We start from the raw sequence: 21,121 nt of genomic DNA on the forward strand, positions 1-21,121 counted from the left end.
AGAACCCCCTATAAGGATTGAATATCAATGCCTTCTTTCGTTAATTTTTCCCTAATTTTAGTTACAAATTCTAATGCATGTGCGCCATCACCGTGTACACATATCGTATCTGCTTGAAGTGTGATTTCTTTATTGTTTTTAGATACAACTTTATTTTCTGTTACCATTTTAATAACTTGATTTAATGCTTCCTCAGAGTCGGATATTACAGCATCAGGTTCTTTACGACTAACGAGTTGTCCGTCATCTTCATATCGACGATCAGCAAAAACCTCAGATGCAGTTTTTAAACCTATTTTTTCAGCTTCTGAAATGAGTAATGTATTAGCTAAACCAACAAATACCAATGTTTTATCAAAGTCATATACTGCTTGTGCAATTGCACTTGCAATCGTCTTATCTTTGGCGCCCATTTGATACAGTGCCCCATGTGGTTTTACATGATTCATCTTCACATCATGAATTTGACAAAAGCCATTTAGCGCCCCAAGTTGGTAAACTACGATGTTATATATTTCTTCAGGTGACATATCTAATTTACGGCGACCAAAACCTTGTAGATCAGGTAACCCAGGATGTGCACCAATGCCTATGTTGTGTTTTTTTGCTAATTGTATTGTTTCGTTCATCACATTGGCATCTCCAGCATGAAATCCACACGCGATATTGGCTGATGTGATTAATGGTAGTATGTCTTTATCTCCACCAAAAGAATAGTTACCAAATGCTTCACCTAAGTCACAATTTAAATCGACTTGCATTATAAAGTCACCCCTTTAATAATTTGATGTTTTTCAAGGAATTTTATATCAACATTTCTGGCATCTCCATCGGCATAAGCAGGATAATTGAGTACTGCATATAGGAAATCCGCTGTCGTTGTAAAGCCATCAATAACCATTTCATCTAACGTCACTTTTAATTTTTGGATTGCACTACTTCTATCTGACCCTTTAACAATTACTTTGGCTACTAATGAGTCATAGTAAGGTGAAACCTTATAGCCTGGATAAAGAAGTGAATCTACTCTTACATTAAAACCTTGTGGTAGATGCAAACCGTTAACTTTACCTGGTGTAGGTTGGAATTGTTTTTCCGGATTTTCAGCATTTATTCTAGCTTCAATGACGTGACCATTAAATTGGATATCTTCTTGTTTAAACGGTAACTCATCATGTTGTAGTAAATATAGTTGTGCGACTAATAAATCTCTATCCGCACGCATTTCGGTTACTGTATGTTCGACTTGAATTCTAGCATTCATTTCAATAAAATAATGTGCATCTTCAGTAACTAAAAATTCAATTGTTCCTGCACTTCTGTACTGTGATGCTTTTGCTACTTTAACTGCATCTTCACAAATTCGTTCTCGTCTTTCTTCCGTAAGTGCGGCACATGGAGATTCTTCAATTAATTTTTGATTCTTTCTTTGTACTGAGCAGTCACGTTCACCTAAATGCACAAAGTTATCTTTACCATCGCCAATAATTTGTACTTCAACATGTTTGGCTACTGGTATAAATGCTTCAACATATACACGATCATCGTTGAAATATTTTTGACCTTCACTTTTTGCTTCTTTAAATGCCTTAGCTAATTGTTCTGGTTCTTTAACAATTCGTATACCTTTTCCACCGCCACCACTAGCGGCTTTTAATACGACAGGAAAACCGATATCTTTAGCAAGTTCTTCAATTTCCTCTACTGATTTTACTTCGTCGGTAGATCCAGGTATCACTGGTACACCAGCGCCATCTACTGTTTGTCTAGCTGTTATTTTATCTCCCATCATTTCCATAGTAGTTTTATTAGGTCCTATAAAATGAATATTATTATCTTCAACAGCTTCAGCAAATGAAGTGGATTCTGATAAAAAACCATACCCTGGGTGTATAGCGTTTGCACCACTTACCTCAGCGGCTCCAATTATTCTTGGAATATTTAAATAGCTATCAAGAGGGTTCGCTTCACCAATACATATAGCTTGATCTGCTAACCCTACATGGAGACTATCTTCATCTCCTTTAGCATAAATTGCTACGGTTTCGATACCCATTTCTCTACAGGCACGAATAATCCTTACAGCAATTTCCCCTCTGTTTGCAATTAAACATCGATACATTATGTAAGCCTCCTTACTTCAAAGTCACTAATACTTGGTCATATTCAACATTTGTACCATGTTCTACAGCAATATTAGCCACTTCTCCAGCAATATCACTCGTCACTTCATTCATTACTTTCATTGCCTCAATAAAACCTATAACGTCACCTTTTTCAATTTTGTCTCCAACTTTAATTTGTGGTTCAGTTAATTCTTTACTATCTTGTAAAAAGAACGTGCCAACCATAGGTGATTTAATAGCATTCTCTTCATTTTGAGTATCAGTACTTTGTGAATCTTGTTGAGCATTATTATTTGAAGTACTGCTTGGACCTTGTGAAACGGAAGGCGCTTGTGAAATAACTTGACCTTCTGTGAAATCTAACTCTATTTCATTCTCAAAATCTTTATATTTAAATTTTTTAACATCATTTGCTTTTACTAATTTAATAATCTCTTCTATTTTTTTGGTATTCATTTGTTAAAATTCTCCTTTCATCAGATTCGCTAATTTTCTAGATGTTCTTCTCATATTTTTCATGTCATATAGCGGCTGACTTTTTATTTTTTTTAATTCTTCTTGGAATTGTTTATTAAATTGCTTTGATTCATTTATAGCATCTTCTACAGATATCCACTTAAATCGAATAGATTCTCCTGGTTGAAATTGGACTAATTGATTTAATCCTAATTGTGTAACCGTAGCAATTTTTGTATAACCACCAACAGTCTGTTTATCATTTAGTAAAATGATAGGGTTACCATCATTCGGTACTTGAATACTACCTAATGCTACAGGCTCTGAAATGATATCTGCACTTTCTTCAGGTGCAATATTTTCTCCTTTAAGACGGAAACCCATACGATCAGACATCTCTGAAATAACATATTCATTATCTGTTAACTTTGCTTTAGCATCTTCAGAGAATGATTCAATCTGTGGTCCTTCAATGATGTGTATCACATTATCTTTATTGGCAAGATTAATTTGTGATGCACGCCCAATGTTATTCTTATACGAAGGGTCATCATTTGTTTGAATAATATCATCTTTCTTCAATGACCGACCTTTATAACCACCCATATTACTTCTTGTGTGTGTTGAATAACTGTCTGCAATGATTGGTATATCTAAAGGTTGTCCAAAGGTAATATACCCTCTAGCACCTTTTATGGCATTACCAATCTCTAATATATCACCTGGCTTCACACCGTATATAATTTGAGATTCAATAGCTTCACCATTGAGTAACGCATTGAAACGACCACCTGCAATGGTAAATGAATTCTCTTTTAGAAACTGAATCGATGGGCCAATAATTGTAAATTCCAGTGCTGGGCCATCATTACCAATGAGATGAGATGCAATTTGATAATGATTTAGATCAAGTGCACCTGCCTCTGAAAACCCAACGTTCATATAACCTTTACGACCAATATCTTGAACCGTAGTAAATAAACCTGGTTTCAAAATTTTAATACTCATTTTCGTAAGTCACCCACTTATCTATGTCAAAATGTTCATTATTAATATCTGATACAATTTGGTCATATTCATCTTGTGTTATTGCCTTAAATTGAATGTAATCACCAGCCTCATAAATCGTCATTGGATCTCTGTTTAAATCAAAAACTTTTAATGGTGTTCGTCCAATGATTTGCCAACCTCCAGGCGAATCTAATGGATATAAGCCTGTTTGATTATTAGCAATACCTACTGAGCCAGCGTCAATCTTAACTCTTGGTTCAGAACGACGTGGTGTATGAATGCGCTTATCTAATCCACCTAAATATGGGAAACCTGGCATAAAGCCTAGCATATAAATCAAATAAGCTTGTTGTGTGTGTATATCTATCACTTCGTCATTTGACAAATTATTGTAAGACGCAACTTCATCTAAATCTGGACCAAAATCTCCACCATATACAACTGGTATGGTAATTATCTTACGTTGATTTTGATTATTAAGTTTTGTGTCTGAAATTTGACTGAGTTCTAAATTTTCAATTAATTCAGTGCCATCGATATTCATATTATCGAATGTGATTAGAATGGCTCTGTAAGACGGGACAATATCAATAATATCCTTGTGCTTTTGATTCTGAATATATTGTACTGTCTTATTAACTTTTTCATATGTATTTTCACTAATTTCATTTTCAAAATAAATCATTAGTGATTGTTCATTAATCAATCTTGTTTCCAACTTACCAATTCCTCCCCTTTTTATAGGACTTAGTTGTTGTACCATTCTATTGTATCATTTTCATTGTATATATGTTTAATAAGTAATTCGAATTATTGTTAATAACCAATTTGTCATGATACACAAAAATTTGCTCGTTTCAACAATAAAACAATTTATACAAAATTTTCTATATTCTATTTAATCATAATCAATTTCATTTGTCGCTATTTATTGTGTCATTTTCTATTGCTCATACTAAAATCGAAATATAGCTTAGGAATTCTTTCTATTAAAAAAGCAGGCATTGTAAGATAACAATGCCTGCAATACTTATAATTATTTAATATCAACAATTTTAACGTTCATTTCGCCACCATTTGGTAATGGTACACGAACTTCATCATCTAATGATTTACCGATTAATGCTGATGCCATTGGAGATTCATTTGAAATTTTACCTTTGAAAGCGTCTGCTTCAGCAGAACCTACAATCTGATAACTTTCTTCTTCATCACCTGGTAACTCTACAAAAGTTACAGTTTTACCAATTTGAACTGTATTATTGTCGCCAGTATCTTCGATGATTAAAGCGTTTCTAATCATATGTTCAATACGTTGTATATCTTGCTCAATAAAACCTTGCTCATCTTTAGCTGCATCATATTCGGAGTTCTCAGATAAGTCACCAAATGAACGTGCAACCTTAATTTTTTCTACAACTTCTGGTCTTTTAACTGTTTTTAATTCTTCTAATTCTTGTTCTAACTTTTCGAATCCTTCTTGTGTCATTGGATACTGTTTTTGATTTTCCATTATGTCATCTTCCTTTACTTTTAATACTATTGTTTACTAACTAAAGATTGAATCTTTGTAGTCATGATATCAATGGCTACCTTGTTACTGCCACCTTCTGGAATAATGATGTCAGCATGTTTCTTAGTTGGTTCAATAAATTGTTCGTGCATAGGGCGCACCACATTTAAGTATTGATTGATAACTGAGTCCATAGATCGTCCACGTTCATGAGTGTCTCTTTTCAATCGACGTAATATTCTTAAATCTGCATCCGTATCGACATATATTTTAACATCCATCATATCACGTAACGTCTTGTTTTCTAAAGCGAAGATACCTTCTACGATGATAACATCTTTAGGTTCAAATGCAATTGTTCGTTCACTTCTAGTATGACTTGCATAATCATAAGTTGGTACTTCAACGGCTTTACCATTTCGTAAATCTTTTAGATTTTGAATTAACAAATCGTTATCAAATGCAAATGGATGATCATAATTTGTCTCCAAACGCTCTTCAAAAGTTAAATGTGATTGGTCTTTATAATAATAGTCTTGCGCTAATAATGCAATACTATGACCTTCAAGATTTTTCATAATTTCATTTGTGACAGTTGTTTTACCAGAACCAGAGCCTCCAGCAATACCTATAATCGTCGTTTGTGTCATTACCCGATTTCCTTTCTCATCATGTTGTTCGTAAAGATTGGACGATCGACTTTAATTTGTACAATTTGCAATGGATGACGTGCGGCATCAAGTTGATTACCTTCTTCATCATAAATTGTATCTACAATTTGTTTAAAGCTTTCTATTTCAGGTCCAAAGAATTCAATTTCTTGACCTGGCTTAAAATTATTTCTTTGTTGTATCGTAGCAATTTGTGTTTCTTCATCATAATCTAATACTAGACCACAAAAATCATATGGTGATTTTTTAGATTGTTGTTCTCCAAACATTTGCTCTTCATAACCTGGTGTACCTTCAAAAAAGGCAGGTGCTGTATCTCTATTTGCACATTTATCTAGTTCGATTAACCATTCTGGATTAATAGTGAAATGTTCTGGGTCTTCAGCATAAGCATCAATGACTTTACGATATACAGAAACAACCGTTGCAATATAATGAATTGATTTCATTCGACCTTCTATTTTTAATGAATCGATACCTAAGTCCATCATTTGTGGAATTGATTCGATTAATTTTAAATCTTTAGGACTCATGGCAAACGGAACTACTTCACCATCTTCATAAAATAGATCTAATTCACCATCTTCGTCTACTTGTAATAAATCATAATCCCAACGACAACTTTGGCAACATCCACCTCTATTAGAATCACGTGCAGTCATATGATTACTCAATGTACATCTTCCTGAGTACGCAATACACATAGCACCATGAATAAACGCTTCTATTTCAATATCTACTTTTTCTTTCATCTCTTTCATTTCCATTGCACCTGTTTCACGTGCTAAAACAACACGGTCAAGGCCTTCTTCTTTCCAAAACTCTACTGCTTTGTAGTTAGATAATGACTGTTGTGTAGATAAGTGAATTTCTAACTTAGGCGCTACTTTTTTACATGTTTCGATAATAAGTGGGTCGGCAACTATAATCCCTGTAGCACCTGTAGCTTCAAGGTTAATTAAATATTCATCTAAACCATCCATATTATCATCATGTGCGATAATATTGGTTGTAACATAGATCTTTGCACCATATCGATTTGCAAATTCTACACCTTCAGCTATTTCTTCCATAGTAAAATTATCAGCATTTGATCTTAAACCATATTCTTGGCCGCCTAAAAATACTGCATCTGCGCCATAATGTACTGCAATTTTTAATTTTTCTAAGTTACCAGCTGGAGCAAGTAATTCTGGCTTCTTCATTTTAGTTTTTGAAGCACCTTTTATGTCTTCTATTGTTTTCATGATTCAGCCTCCTAATATACCGTATGCTTAAATAAGAAACCTTCATCAAATGGACGATGTTCTGGTTGAATCTCTTCGATTGGGTCTACTAGCATAAATTTTTCATCTTCGTATGTTTCAGGGTCTTCATTATAAAGATCAATGGCTTCACGATATTGTTGTGTGACAATATTAATATATTCTTCTGTTTGTAAAATGCCATCTATTTTAAATGCATCAATGTCTGCTTCAAAAAATGGTTCTAATTCCTCAATTAGGCATATGTCATTTGGAGACATAATATGCGTACCATTGTAATCTTCAAATACTGGATATTTATTTTCACGTTCTTCATCATATAGTAATAAATCATTTTGATTATCACTACGTTGAATTTTCATTTGTCTATCTTGGAATGTGTAATAATTACCTAGTAACATTCTTTTAGATTGAAACATGCAAGTCATACCGTGCACTTGAACTTCTATCTCAACGTCGGCATGCGATTTGATATTGATAATTTCTTCTAGACTTAATTCTCTTGCTAAAACTGCTCTAGATGCACCCTTTTTCCCCCAATAATTACATTGGAAATAGTTAGTCACTAATGTTTCAGCATCCCAATGTAATGGTATTGGATTTGTCTGTTGCTTAACATACATCACAACAGCTGGATCACCAAATATAATTCTATCTACCTGTATTTCATGTAAAAATTGAATATAATCTTCTAATGCTGCTAAATGATAATTATGGAATAAACCATTCACTGCAGCGTAGACTTTTTTGTGATTATTATGTGCTAACGTAACAGCTTTTGTCATATCTTCACGATTAAATTCTCCTGGAAGTCGTAAACCAAATTTTTGTTCACCAATAACAAATGCATCCGCACCTATGTCTATTAGTGTTTCCATATGTGTTAGTGACTTAGGAGTAACTAGTAATTCTGGCATAGTCATTCTCCTTTTATTGAAATTGCTAATCCATCATCCATATTTAAAAAGTTTGTCGTATATCCTTCTTGTTGCATTAACCATTCATTGAATTGTTGAACTTTTTTTACCATTTGGCGTACGTTTCTTGATCTAACAATATCTATATCTGAAACAAATCCATGATAAAGGACATTATCAGTAATAACAATGCCACCTTCTCTAAGTAGTGGTGTGTATAACTCAAAAAATTTCTTTGATTGTGCTTTTGCTGCATCAATGAATAGCATATCAAATGTTTGATCTTTAATTTTATCGAATTGCTCTAAAGCATCTCCCTCAAGTAGACGTATCTGAGCAGAATAATGGTTATCTGAAATATTAGCTTTAGCTTGACTAATCATTTCTGAGTTTCTTTCGATTGTAGTTACATGAATATCATCAGATACCGAAGCGAATTGCATGGCACTATATCCAATTGCTGTACCAATTTCAAGAATACGAGTTGTATGGTTTATACGAATAATTTGTTTAATCATTTCTAGCGTATTACGATCGACGATAGGCACTTGATGATTAACAGCATATTCTCTTAAGGCTTCTATATGATTGTCATTAGTTTTATGTAAATTGAGAATATATGAATGATTTGTATCCATTATAAAACGACTTCCTTTGTGTAAAATAACTACAAGTTTATTAGACAATAAAAATAAATCAGCCTATGTATTGATTTAATGTACAAATCAATGAATTTGACTGATTATAACAACGCACAAATATATAATCGCTGTATATTAAAACGATGGCTATAATATTTAACTCTAAATATTTTACCATAATTTCATTGGGATTATAAGTATAAATCTTAATGATACAACGCAAAGTTAAAATTTTACAATATAGCTATTCATGTTAAAAACGCCTTATGCTTTGACATATTGATGTCTTCACATAAGGCGTATGTTTTAATTTATTATTCTAATACTTATTCATCAATTTCAGTATTAACTACTTCTTCAATCATATCCCATTCTTCGTCTGTTTCGATAGGAACTAATTTACCACCGTCTCCTGATTCGTCAGGTTCATTAATCATTGGAACTAGTTCAATCATATCATCTTCATCAGTTTGTGCACCTTCTTCGGCTAACACAACATATTCTTTTTTAAATTCAGGGTGATAAAATTCAAGCATTTTACGATAAAGTACTTCATTACCTACTTCATCATATAATGTTAAAAGTTCCTCTTCATTATTAATATTTAATTCTGTATCGTGATTATGTTCAGTCATTTTATTTCTCCTTTATGAAATAGAATCCAAATAGCCTTGTAATATAAATACTGCAGCCATCTTATCTATTACTTTTTTTCTTTTTTGTCTTGAAACATCTGCTTCAAGTAATGACTTTTCAGCAGCCATTGTGCTTAATCGCTCGTCCCACATAATAATTTCAATAGATGGTAACGCTTCTTGTAGTTTCTCTTTGTATTGTAACGAAGCTTCTCCACGAAATCCAATAGAATTGTTCATGTTTTTAGGTAATCCAATAACTACTGTACCAACACCATGTTGCTTAATGATTTCTACGAGTTGCTCGATACCTAATTCATTATTATTTTCATCGATACGGAGTGTGTCTAAACCTTGAGCAGTCCAACCCATTAAATCACTAATCGCTATACCTACAGTTTTACTACCAACGTCTAATCCGAGTATTTTATGTTTTAACATATATGGTTATTCTTTAGACTCAGATAAATAATTTGAAACAAGTTCTTCCATAATCACATCTCTGTCAATGTGACGTATTTGATTTCTAGCTTCATTTTGACGTGGAATATAGGCCGGATCACCAGATAGTAGATATCCTACGATTTGATTAACGGCATTATAGCCTCTTTCTTCTAAAGTTCGGTGGACATTTTCTAATACTGATTTGACATCTTCTTCTGGAATATCTTCATATTTGAATTTCATTGTTTTATCAAAGTTTTCCATCTCGTCACTCCTTCAATTCATAAATTGATTCTATTTTATTCTACACGAAGTTCTGATTAAATTATATATTTTTAATGTAATCTTTAATAAAGCGTAATGATTCTGTGATGTTCTCTGGTTGTGTACCGCCACCTTGTGCCATATCTGGACGGCCACCACCTTTACCACCTACAATTGGTGCCATATTTTTAATGATGTCACCAGCTTTGATTTTGTCTGTCTGATCTTTAGGTACTGTCGCGATGATAGATACTTTGTCATCTACATTACTTGCAAGAATAATCACTGTATCTTGTAATTTTGACTTAAAGTCATCCATTGTTGAGCGAATCGCTTTAGCGTTTGGCACATCTACTTCTGTTGCTAGTACTTTTAAACCATTAATTGTTTCAACTTGGTCTTCGATATTGCCCATTTTAAGTGATGTGATTTCTTTATCTCTTTGCTCGAGTTGTTTGATTAAAGATTTTTCTTCATCTTGAATTTGTGTAATTTTATCTACAACTTGATCGTCAGTTTTGACTTTTACTAAGTCTTTAACTAAATTAAATTGTTCTTGAATATGTTCTAAATACAAGAATGCAGCTTTACCAGTTAAGGCTTCAATACGTCTCACTCCAGCACCAGTACCAGATTCACTTACTATTTTGAATAACCCGATTTCTGCTGTGTTCTCTACGTGAATACCACCACATAATTCAATAGAAAATGGAGCCATATTGACTACTCTTACAACATCGCCGTATTTTTCGCCGAATAAAGCCATTGCACCCATTGCTTTTGCTTCATCAATATTCATTTCTTGAATTTGAACATCAATACCTCTCCAAATCTCTTCATTAACACGTCTTTCAACTTGATTGATTTCATCTTGAGTCATTTGTCCAAAATGTGAGAAGTCAAATCTCAAACGATTAGGTTCAACTAATGAGCCAGCTTGATTAACATGCTCGCCTAGAACTTCTTTTAATGCTGCATGTAATAAGTGTGTTGCACTATGATTTTTTTGGATAGAACGACGTTCGTCTTTATTGACACTAGCATCTACTTCGGATCCTTTATTTACTTGACCAAATTGTACTGTACCTTTGTGTAGATTTTGTCCATTTGGCGCTTTAGTTACCTCAGTTACAGCAATTTCAAAATGGTCATTGCTTACTATACCTTTATCAGCAACTTGTCCACCACTTACTGCGTAAAACGGTGTATCTTTAAGCATAAAGTAAATCGTTTCTCCAGCATCTGCTTTATCAACTTCTTCACCATTTTGAATTAAATGAATCAATTCTGTTTGATAGTCAGTTGTATCATAACCAACAAAATGACTTTCTGTAGTAATGTTCTTTAATACTTCACTTTGAACTTGCATTGATTGTGAGTTTTGACGTGCTTGGCGCGCTCTGTCACGTTGTTGTTGCATCTCTGTTTCAAAGGTTGTCATATCAACTGTTAATCCTTCTTGAGTTGCTAATTCTTCAGTAAGTTCGATTGGGAAACCATACGTATCATAAAGTTTAAACGCATCTTTACCATTGATTTCTTGATTTCCTTCTTTAGCTTGACTAATGAAGCCATTTAAAATTGATAAGCCTTCTTCAAGAGTTTCATGGAATCTTTCTTCTTCGGACTTGATTACACGTTTAATGAAATCGCTTTTCTCTTTTACGTTTGGATAATATGGTTCCATAATTTCTGCAACAATATCAACTAATTTATACATAAATGGTTCATTGATACCTAATGATTGACTGAAACGAACTGCTCTTCTTAATAAACGACGTAATACATATCCGCGTCCTTCATTAGCAGGTAAAGCACCATCAGCAATCGCAAATGAAATCGTTCTAATGTGATCGGCGATAACTTTAAATGCTACATCTTGATCATTATTTTGTAAGTAATTTTTACCAGAAACTTGTTCAACTTCATTGATAATTGGCATAAATAAATCTGTTTCATAGTTAGTACGTACATTTTGCGAGATAGACGTCATACGTTCTAATCCCATGCCAGTATCAATGTTTTTATTAGGTAATGGTGTATATGAGTGGTCTTTATTATGATTAAATTCACTGAACACTAGATTCCAAACTTCTAAATAGCGTTCATTTTCGCCACCAGGGTACATCTCTTCTTCTGGATCATCTTTGCCGAAGTCTTCACCACGATCATAGAATATTTCTGTATTTGGTCCTGAAGGTCCTTCACCGATATCCCAGAAATTTCCTTCTATTCTAATAATGCGACTTTCTTCTAAGCCGATTTTTTCATTCCAAATTTTATATGCTTCTATATCTTCTGGGTGAATCGTCACATATAATTTTTCTGGTTCCATTCCCATCCACTTGTCACTTGTTAAGAATTCCCATGCAAATTCAATGGCTTCATTTTTAAAATAGTCACCAATAGAGAAATTACCTAACATTTCAAAGAAAGTATGGTGTCTAGCGGTAAAACCAACATTTTCAATATCATTTGTACGAATCGCTTTTTGTGAGTTAACAATTCTTGGTTTTTTAGGTGTTTCTCTACCATCAAAATATTTTTTTAACGTTGCGACACCTGAGTTAATCCATAACAAACTATCATCATCGATAGGTACTAATGGTGCTGATGGTTCAACCATATGTCCTTTTTCAACGAAGAAGTCTAAATACTTTTGTCTGATTTCACTTGCTTTTAAATTTTTCATCCACTTACACTCCCTGAATTTCATTTATGAGCTAATAGCAAATAATGTATAACTGTTTTTATTGTTTAAAAGTAAACAAAAAACGCTCATCCTCAAAAAGGGACGAACGTTGTCGCGGTACCACCCTAGTTATAAGATGTTGGGTTAGAATCAACACTGCATTTATAGAAAATAGCAATTTGATAATTCAAAACCAGAATTATATGATGCTAACCGTTTCTTATCACTTTAGTCTCATGATTAAATTGACACAAAGTAGCGTTCAACAATTTTAATTGTACTTTTCACCAACCAGTACATCTCTTAAAATTAAAAAATGTCTACTCATCTTTATGCGAACTTAACTTTATTTTAATTTTATTGGTTTTAATTGTCAACGATTAGCAAAGTCATATGGTGATATTTCTCCCATATTTATCATAGGGTCAATTTGATAGATTGTTTCTTCAGATAATTCAATAGTCATTGATGCATTAGACGTATTTGAATCATTATCAATATTTATCTTATCTTCAAAGTGTACAACTTGAGTATCTTGATGTTGGTCTTGAAGTTCTGCATTCTCATTGTCTTCAATTTTACTTTCTTTAAAGTATTGGCTAAGTAAATCATACAGTTGTGTTAACCTCTTTTGTCCATTGGTATTCAATCCGATATCAAATGCCTGTGGATCACCTAATAATACTAATGATTGCTTCGCACGTGTTAATCCTGTATATAAAATAGGACGCTGTAACATTCTAAAATATTGTTTAACTATAGGCATAATCACAATCGGAAACTCTGAACCTTGTGATTTATGGATAGAAGTACAATATGCATGTGTTAATTCGAGTAAATCTTGGCGTGTAAATGTGATTTCATTACCTTCGAAATCCACTACTAAGACATCTTTATTTAAAGCATTTTCTTTAGCCCAAAATATACCGACAATCACACCAATATCTCCGTTAAATATATTATCATTCGGACGGTTAACTAACTGTAATACTTTATCGCCTTTTCTAAATACAACATCTCCAAACTCAATTTCTCTAGTATCTTTTTCTTTTGGATTTAAGATGGTTTGTAATATTTGGTTTAATCGTTTAATACCTGCATTCCCTTTATACATTGGGGCTAGCACTTGGATATCGCTCATATCATAGCCTTTATTAACAGCACTATTTACTACTTTCTCAACAACAATAGGAATTTGATCTGTACCGCAATTAATAAAACTTCGATCATGAAATCGTTGTGTTATATCAATAGGTTGACCAAGTTTCATTCGATGGGCTAATTCAATAATACTAGAGCCATCTTGTTGTCGATAAACTTCTGTTAAATTTACTCTTGGAATCGTTTTAGAATCAATTAAATCTTTAAACACCTGACCAGGACCAACTGAAGGCAATTGATCTTCATCACCCACTAGAATAATTTGAGCATCCAATGGCACGGCACTTAAAAATTGGTGAAATAGCCAAGTATCTACCATGGACATCTCATCAATGATGATGAGACGTGCATTAATTTCATTGTCCAATATATCTTCTGGTTGTGTGTCTTGATTCCAACCAATCAGACGATGTATCGTCATGGCCTCTAATCCAGTTGACTCTTGTAATCGTTTTGATGCACGACCTGTTGGTGCTGCTAATACAACAGGATAATCATCTTCTTGATAATCATCATAATCTAAGGAAATGCCATGAACTTCTGCATATAATTCAACAATGCCTTTAATCACAGTGGTTTTACCTGTACCAGGACCACCAGTCAATAGCATTACTTTAGAATTAATCGCTGTTTGTAAGGCTTCTTTTTGAGATTCTGCATAACTTACTTCATTATTTGTTTCTATTTCGCCAATATGAATTTGTAAATCAGATTGTTCTATATCTTTCAATTTGTTTGTATGCGTTTTGATGCGATACAAATTTTGAACACTTTTCAATTCTGAATAATATAAACTTGGTATCGAAACTTTTTCATTAGCAACTATGATTCTTTTTTCTTCATTTAATTCTTGCAACATTGTATGAAGTTGTTCTTGTTTAATTTGATTATCATCATGGTTACTATTTTGAGTTAATACGTTGTAAGTTGCTTCAATAATTTGATCATGTGGAATATATGTATGACCTTGTTTAATGCATTCTTCTTCTAATGTAAAAAGCAAACCTGCTTTAATTCGCTCAGGTGCATCAAATTGGATACCAATTTTTTGTGCTAGTTGGTCTGCTTTATTAAAACCGATCCCTTTGATGTCATATACAAGCTGATATGGATTTTTATCGAGAACATCTAACGTTTCTGCACCGTAATATTGATAAATTGAACTTGCCAATTTAGGACCAAAGCCTAAATCATGTAGGCGTATCATCACTTTCTCTGATTCTTGATTAGATGCGATTTGTTCAGCAATTTGCTTTTGTTTCTTTTTAGGTAAACTTGGAACTTTTTCAAGTACACTCGCGTCATTTAAGATATCATTTATTGCATTTTCTCCTAAAGTATTCACTATATTTTGCGCAGTTTTTTTACCAATTCCTTTAAATAAGTCGCTGGATAAATAACTGATGATTGCATCCTTAGTTTGTGGTAATTCCTTTTCAAATGTTTCTGCCTTTAATTGTTTTCCATAACGTGGATGTTCTACTGTTTGACCCTTAAATGTATAAACGTCCCCTTCAACTACATTTGGAAGAAACCCTACAACTGTTGGCATCGCATAAAATGATTCATTTGTCTCAATCGTATCCACTTTTAAAACAGTATAAAAATTATCACTATTTTGAAATAAAATAGCTTCGACAGTGCCTTTAATCATTGAATAATCAAATAGTGTAGGGTCAGTCATAGTATTACTCCTCTTCTTTAATTGCTGTAAACGTTTTTAATGCGTGTTGACTCAATAAGTGACCTGAATCAATTTCAATTGCTTGGTTGAAATATTCGATTGCTTCATCTACGTCTTCATTTTTCATATATGTAGCAAGTCCTAAGTTATATATTGCGTCAACATGGTTTGAATCGATAGATAGTACTATTTTTAATTGTTTAATAGCTTGATCAAACATTTCTAATTGACATAATACTAATCCGTATTGAAACTGAACTTCTGTATCCTGATTTTGATCTTTTTCTGCAGCGGTCATTAAAAATGGTAACGCTTCTTTATGGGCATTTAATTGATTGAAAGACATACCTATCATGTAATTGCAATCAACTGGTTCTATATTGTATTTCATTGCTTGTTGATATAATTTAATCGCTTCTTTAAATCTATCTTGATTATAATAGACATTTCCTAAATTATAATAAATGGCCCCATTTTCCGGATCGATTGTAATTGCTTTTTGAAAAAAACGTTCAGATTTTTCTATTTCACCTGCATCAGCTAATACAATTCCAGCATTGATATAATTTTCTGTAATTGTTGGATCTTCTTCAATATTATCAAATAAAGCCTTCAATGCTTCTTCTAATTGACCTTCTTTAATAAATTGGTATATGGTTTTTTGATCAATCATATTTTCTTAGACAACTCCTTATATCTTTGTTGAATCACTTTTGATTCTTTCTTATTTAAAACAGAGAATTATCGTTCAAAATTAGTTTGATTATATTTTATCATGATATGTATTAATTTTTAAAAGCAAACTAAGTAAAGTATATGCTTTTTGTTTATAGATGTTTCATTTAAAAAATAAAAAATGCCGTTAATCCTAAGACCATATCCATGAATTAACGGCAAAATTTTATACTACATAACTTAACTGACCAGAATTTTTATAAACATCATCGATTGTTGCGCCACCAAGGCAAACCTCTTCATTATAAAAAACAACTGCTTGACCAGGTGTAATCGCTCTAACCGGTTCATCAAATGTTACTCTTATTGCTTCATTATCTTCTCTTTGAACAAAAACTTTAGTATCTTTTTGTCGATATCTAAATTTAGCAGTGCAATAAAAACCTTTATCTAAATCAACATCTTGTTCATTAACAAACGATACATCTGACGCAATTAAATAGTCACTATATAATGCATCATGATGGAATCCTTGTTCAACATACAATACATTGTCTTCTAAATTTTTACCGACTACAAACCACGGGTCGCCATCTCCACCAATACCTAAACCATGTCTTTGGCCGATTGTGTAATACATTAAGCCACTATGCACACCCATTTTTTTACCATCAAGTGTTATCATATCACCTGATTGAGCTGGGAGATATTGAGATAAAAATGTCTTGAAGTTTCTTTCGCCTATAAAACAAATGCCTGTTGAATCTTTTTTCTTAGCTGTAGCTAAATCTTGTTCTTCTGCTATTTCACGAACACGTTTTTTATCAATATCACCGATTGGGAACATGACTTTAGAAAGTTGCTGTTGTGAAAGTTGATTTAAAAAATATGTTTGATCTTTATTGTTATCAATACCTCTCAACATTTCAACATGACCGTCTTCATGTCTTCTAATACGTGCATAATGTCCTGTTGCTACGTAATCAGCACCTAACTTTAAAGCATGTTCTAAGAATGCTTTAAATTTAATTTCTTTATTACACATTACATCAGGGTTTGGTGTACGCCCTTTTTTATATTCATCTAGAAAGTAAGTAAATACTTTATCCCAATATTCTTGTTCGAAATTAACTGCGTAATATGGAATGCCAATTTGGTTACAAACAGCTATAACGTCATTATAATCTTCAGTAGCTGTACAAACGCCATTTTCATCAGTATCATCCCAATTTTTCATGAAGATGCCAATCACGTCATAGCCTTGTTCTTTTAATAGATATGCTGTTACTGAACTATCGACACCACCTGACATACCAACGACTACACGTGTATCTTGATTCGTCACGATTATTCCTCCTTAAATTTATGATATATTTTATGAATTTCTGCGACTATATATTTAACTTCGTGCTCTGTAGTCATTTCATTAAAACTAAATCTCACTGAATGTTTCGCTCTTTCTTCGTCTTCATACATAGCTGCTAATACATGTGAAGGTGTCGTTGACCCTGCTGTGCAAGCAGAACCTGAAGACACATAAATTTGACTTAAATCGAGCAGTGTTAGCATTGTTTCCACATCAATAAAGGGAAAGTATAAATTTATGATGTGGCCGGTTGTATCAACCATTGAACCATTAAGCTCAAATGGAATGGCACGTTCTTGCAAACTCACTAAAAATAATTCTTTTAAATTCATTAAATGGATATTATTATCATCCCTATGTTGTTGTGCTAACTCAATCGCCTTAGCAAAACCAACAATCTGGGCTAAATTTTCTGTTCCTGCTCGACGTTTTGTTTCTTGTTCACCACCAAGTTGAGTAAATTGTATTGGTGTATTTTCTCTTACTAGTAATGCACCGATGCCTTTAGGACCGCCAAATTTATGACCAGTCACGCTCATAGTGTCAAATTTAAAATCATCAAAATCTATATCTAAATGACCAATGGCTTGTACTGCATCAACATGGAATAATGCATTCGTTGAGGTAACGATATCTTCAATATCATACATTTGTTGAACTGTACCAACCTCATTGTTCACAAACATGATAGATACAAGAATTGTTTTTTCTGTAATAACTTCTTCTAATTGATCTAAATCAATGGCACCCGTATCATCTACATCTAAGTATGTTACATCATAACCTTCACGTTCTAATTGCTCAAACACATGTAATACAGAATGATGTTCTATTTTAGTAGTGATTAAATGATTGCCAATATGTTCATTAGCTTTAACTAAACCTTTAATGGCAGTGTTGTTAGATTCTGTAGCACCACTTGTAAATATGACTTCAGATGGTTTAGCTCCTAAACATTTGGCTACAGTTCTGCGTGATTCATCTAAATATTTACGTGCGTCTCTTCCAATTGAATGAATTGAAGATGGGTTACCATAATGAGATTGATATATATCCATCATCGCCTCTACAACTTCAGATTTAACTGGGGTTGTGGCAGCATAATCAGCATAAACTTCCATGTTTGACACTCCTCACCAAATTATCAATGTTCCTATAATAGCACCTAGAAACGTATTTTTCTACCTATCTGTTTGACAAAAATAGTTAGTATAATTTTAACATTATATTGTTATAGTTGATAATATGAATTATAAATCTAACTATTATTTTCTCTTAATTTAATTAGTAATATTGTTCTGTGTAATGAGCAATTTAATATTGATTTCTGCTAATCGTTGTTATACTTCATATACTATTTTTACTATGGAGGAATAATTGATATGAATAATCTTAAAGTATCTGCATTAAATTTAGTACCTATTAGAGAAGGACAAGAGGATAGCGACGCTTTACATGATATGATTGATTTAGCACAATATTTAGAACAAGTAGGATATGAAAGGTACTGGATTGCTGAGCACCATAATGCGCCTAATTTAGTAAGCTCTGCGACTGCATTATTAATTCAACATACTTTAGAACATACAAAAACGATTAAAGTCGGATCTGGAGGAATAATGTTACCCAATCATGCGCCTCTTATAGTAGCAGAACAATTTGGTACAATGGCTACTTTATTTCCTAACCGCGTAGATTTAGGTTTAGGCAGAGCACCAGGTACAGATATGATGACAGCAAGTGCATTGCGCAGAGACCAACATAATGGTGTTTATCAATTTCCAGATGAAGTAGATCAATTACAACAATATTTCGGACCAGCAAATCAACAAAGTTATGTTCGTGCCTATCCAGCTGTGGATAAACAAGTACCTTTATATATATTAGGTTCTTCCACTGATTCGGCACATGTTGCTGCTAGAAGAGGTTTGCCATATGTTTTTGCTGGGCATTTTGCGCCACAACAAATGAAAGATGCGATACAAATATATAAAGATTTATTTGAACCATCAGAGTTTCTAAGTGAACCTTATGTTATTATAGGATTAAATGTTATCGTTGCAGACACAGATGAAGAAGCCGAATATTTAGCAAGTTCAATGGCTCAAGTTATGGTTAGTATTACTAGAGGTAAAATGCAACCTGTTCAACCACCAACAGATAAATTAGATCAAGTGTTAACACCAAGAGAATTGGACATGGCGAAACAACGAATCAACTCATCAATGATTGGCTCTGAAAGTACAGTTAAGCAAAAAATCAAAGCTTTTATTGATTATTATGGCGATATCGATGAAATTATGGGTGTGAGCTATATATATGATCAACAAAAACAACATGAGTCATATCAAAAATTTAAACACATTATCGATTCAATATAATTGAATTGATATATTAGACTGAAACGTGAAATTAACGTTTCAGTTCTTTTTATATACAAAAAAAGGTAGCGCTATTGCACTACCTCATTACTTATAAGAATACGATTATTTATCGTCTTTATCTTCTTTTTTATCTTTGTCGCCTTTACCAGTATCAGTGTACTCGTTAATTGTATCTTTAGCTTTGTTTACTTGCTCGTTATCACTGTTTTTGAATTTTTCTGCTGCATCTTTCGCTTTATCCATGAATCCCATAAATATAAGCTCCTTTCAAATTTAAAACTAAATTGTATTTGTTAAAACTTAAATTTTAACTTTATTACATCAATTGCCATGTGAATAAGATTAATTCAACAATTGTTATGATGTATATTCTATTCATACCACTTGGTCAAGGAACTAAACATATCAATCAAATAAAATTAGGAAATTTTAAATAAAATACAATTTAAGATTTATTCAAAGCACTATACAAAGACTTGATAGCAGAGCTTTAGATGATATGCTAATAAATAAAAAATATGGAAATTAATCCATATTTTTTATTAAATTTATAGTTATTAGGATTTAAACCTCTTTAAAGGGCCCTTGCCCTTCCTGCATTGCTTGTTGAAATTGGATTCCCAATTTCTCTTTGCTGGGTCCCTTGTCCTTCTTGCATTGTTTGTAGGTTTTCTTTTCGAAAACCTCTATGAAGGGGCCGCCCAACTTGCATGGTCCGTAAAAATTGGGGAACCAATTTTTCAATGTTGGGTCCCTATATATAAAACATGTATCCGTCTAGGTTTTGGTCTGTTTCTTTGTATTCTGCAAGGTATTGTAGTGTTGTTTTGTCGAGTACGTCTCTGACTGCGTCTCTCATTCTTAACCATAATTGTTTTTGTGCAGGTGGTTCTGACTCTATACTTTCTACGAAGGTAATAGGTCCTTCTAATAATCTGATAATATCACCAGCTGTAATTTCTTCAGCAGGCAATCTTAATTGGTACCCACCCTTTGCGCCTCGAACGCTTCGAATTAATCCAGCATTTCTTAAGGGTCCAACAAGTTGTTCTAAATATAAATCACTTAAATTATTTTCTTCGGCTATTGTTTTTAATGATACGCAACCCTGGCCTTCTCTTTTAGCAAGAGAAATCATTAAAGTTAAGCCATATCTCCCTTTTGTTGATATTTTCATTGTATAACCTCACTTAATTCGAATTATATATTCCCATTC

21 protein-coding genes are annotated in these 21,121 nt (G+C 33.0%); 1 reads left to right on the top strand and 20 read right to left on the bottom strand.

What is annotated here, in order from left to right; genetic code table 11:
• Window positions 1-8 precede the first annotated feature (8 nt).
• The 18 genes from pxpA to AC2D8K_RS01610 form a co-directional block, all read right to left on the bottom strand.
• A complete protein-coding gene (gene pxpA / locus AC2D8K_RS01525) occupies window positions 9-761 on the bottom strand; it encodes a 5-oxoprolinase subunit PxpA (protein WP_002451834.1) in 753 nt (250 codons plus the stop codon).
• The gene (locus AC2D8K_RS01530; RefSeq protein ID WP_002451833.1) at window positions 761-2,122 is read right to left on the bottom strand and encodes an acetyl-CoA carboxylase biotin carboxylase subunit; all 1,362 of its coding nucleotides are present in this window, start codon (window positions 2,120-2,122) and stop codon (window positions 761-763) included. Before AC2D8K_RS01530 ends, pxpA begins: the two co-directional genes overlap by 1 nt.
• Window positions 2,123-2,135: 13 nt before the next feature.
• Window positions 2,136-2,582 carry an acetyl-CoA carboxylase biotin carboxyl carrier protein gene (locus AC2D8K_RS01535; RefSeq protein WP_002451832.1) on the bottom strand — a complete coding sequence of 149 codons (447 nt, stop codon included), beginning with the start codon at window positions 2,580-2,582 and terminating at the stop codon, window positions 2,136-2,138.
• Window positions 2,583-2,585: 3 nt separating this feature from the next.
• Window positions 2,586-3,590: a 5-oxoprolinase subunit C family protein gene (locus tag AC2D8K_RS01540; protein WP_002451831.1), complete on the bottom strand. Its 1,005-nt coding sequence runs from the start codon at window positions 3,588-3,590 to the stop codon at window positions 2,586-2,588.
• Window positions 3,580-4,311 carry a 5-oxoprolinase subunit PxpB gene (gene pxpB, locus AC2D8K_RS01545; protein ID WP_002451830.1) on the bottom strand — a complete coding sequence of 244 codons (732 nt, stop codon included), beginning with the start codon at window positions 4,309-4,311 and terminating at the stop codon, window positions 3,580-3,582. Before pxpB ends, AC2D8K_RS01540 begins: the two co-directional genes overlap by 11 nt.
• A 318-nt stretch (window positions 4,312-4,629) precedes the next feature.
• A complete protein-coding gene (greA, locus tag AC2D8K_RS01550; RefSeq protein ID WP_002451829.1) occupies window positions 4,630-5,106 on the bottom strand; it encodes a transcription elongation factor GreA in 477 nt (158 codons plus the stop codon).
• Window positions 5,107-5,132: 26 nt separating this feature from the next.
• Window positions 5,133-5,756, bottom strand: a complete 624-nt coding sequence (udk, locus tag AC2D8K_RS01555; RefSeq protein ID WP_002451828.1) for a uridine kinase — start codon at window positions 5,754-5,756, stop codon at window positions 5,133-5,135.
• On the bottom strand, window positions 5,756-7,024 hold the full coding sequence (locus AC2D8K_RS01560) for a peptidase U32 family protein (RefSeq protein WP_002451827.1): 1,269 nt from the start codon (window positions 7,022-7,024) through the stop codon (window positions 5,756-5,758). The genes udk and AC2D8K_RS01560 overlap by 1 nt, the downstream gene beginning before the upstream one ends.
• An 11-nt stretch (window positions 7,025-7,035) precedes the next feature.
• The gene (locus AC2D8K_RS01565) at window positions 7,036-7,959 is read right to left on the bottom strand and encodes a peptidase U32 family protein (RefSeq protein ID WP_107536197.1); all 924 of its coding nucleotides are present in this window, start codon (window positions 7,957-7,959) and stop codon (window positions 7,036-7,038) included.
• Between the two features lie 2 nt (window positions 7,960-7,961).
• Entirely contained in the window at window positions 7,962-8,600 is a 639-nt protein-coding gene (locus AC2D8K_RS01570; protein WP_431523200.1) for an O-methyltransferase, read from the bottom strand.
• Between the two features lie 326 nt (window positions 8,601-8,926).
• Window positions 8,927-9,235 carry a DUF1292 domain-containing protein gene (locus AC2D8K_RS01575; RefSeq protein ID WP_484697878.1) on the bottom strand — a complete coding sequence of 103 codons (309 nt, stop codon included), beginning with the start codon at window positions 9,233-9,235 and terminating at the stop codon, window positions 8,927-8,929.
• A 12-nt stretch (window positions 9,236-9,247) separates the two neighbouring features.
• A complete protein-coding gene (ruvX, locus tag AC2D8K_RS01580) occupies window positions 9,248-9,676 on the bottom strand; it encodes a Holliday junction resolvase RuvX (protein WP_002451823.1) in 429 nt (142 codons plus the stop codon).
• A gap of 6 nt (window positions 9,677-9,682) precedes the next feature.
• Window positions 9,683-9,943 (bottom strand): IreB family regulatory phosphoprotein, encoded by a 261-nt coding sequence (locus tag AC2D8K_RS01585; RefSeq protein WP_002451822.1) that lies wholly within the window; start codon window positions 9,941-9,943, stop codon window positions 9,683-9,685.
• Window positions 9,944-10,004: 61 nt separating this feature from the next.
• Entirely contained in the window at window positions 10,005-12,635 is a 2,631-nt protein-coding gene (gene alaS, locus AC2D8K_RS01590) for an alanine--tRNA ligase (RefSeq protein WP_484697880.1), read from the bottom strand.
• Window positions 12,636-13,008: 373 nt separating this feature from the next.
• Window positions 13,009-15,480, bottom strand: coding sequence for an SF1B family DNA helicase RecD2 (recD2, locus tag AC2D8K_RS01595; RefSeq protein ID WP_002451820.1), 2,472 nt, complete (start codon window positions 15,478-15,480; stop codon window positions 13,009-13,011).
• A 4-nt stretch (window positions 15,481-15,484) separates the two neighbouring features.
• Window positions 15,485-16,153, bottom strand: a complete 669-nt coding sequence (locus AC2D8K_RS01600; protein WP_002451819.1) for a tetratricopeptide repeat protein — start codon at window positions 16,151-16,153, stop codon at window positions 15,485-15,487.
• A 228-nt stretch (window positions 16,154-16,381) separates the two neighbouring features.
• The gene (gene mnmA / locus AC2D8K_RS01605) at window positions 16,382-17,500 is read right to left on the bottom strand and encodes a tRNA 2-thiouridine(34) synthase MnmA (RefSeq protein WP_002451818.1); all 1,119 of its coding nucleotides are present in this window, start codon (window positions 17,498-17,500) and stop codon (window positions 16,382-16,384) included.
• Window positions 17,501-17,502: 2 nt separating this feature from the next.
• Complete coding sequence (locus tag AC2D8K_RS01610; RefSeq protein ID WP_124227799.1) at window positions 17,503-18,642, bottom strand: cysteine desulfurase family protein; 1,140 nt, start codon at window positions 18,640-18,642, stop codon at window positions 17,503-17,505.
• A 261-nt stretch (window positions 18,643-18,903) separates the two neighbouring features.
• On the opposite strand from AC2D8K_RS01610, the gene AC2D8K_RS01615 reads away from it, so the two are divergent.
• On the top strand, window positions 18,904-19,902 hold the full coding sequence (locus AC2D8K_RS01615) for an LLM class flavin-dependent oxidoreductase (protein ID WP_002451816.1): 999 nt from the start codon (window positions 18,904-18,906) through the stop codon (window positions 19,900-19,902).
• A 105-nt stretch (window positions 19,903-20,007) separates the two neighbouring features.
• On the opposite strand, the gene AC2D8K_RS01620 is transcribed toward AC2D8K_RS01615, so the two are convergent.
• Window positions 20,008-20,157, bottom strand: coding sequence for an SAS049 family protein (locus tag AC2D8K_RS01620; RefSeq protein ID WP_002451815.1), 150 nt, complete (start codon window positions 20,155-20,157; stop codon window positions 20,008-20,010).
• 502 nt (window positions 20,158-20,659) lie between these two features.
• Complete coding sequence (cymR, locus tag AC2D8K_RS01625; RefSeq protein WP_002451814.1) at window positions 20,660-21,082, bottom strand: cysteine metabolism transcriptional regulator CymR; 423 nt, start codon at window positions 21,080-21,082, stop codon at window positions 20,660-20,662.
• Window positions 21,083-21,121 lie beyond the last annotated feature (39 nt).

This window comes from Staphylococcus sp. 510, from assembly GCF_057219715.1.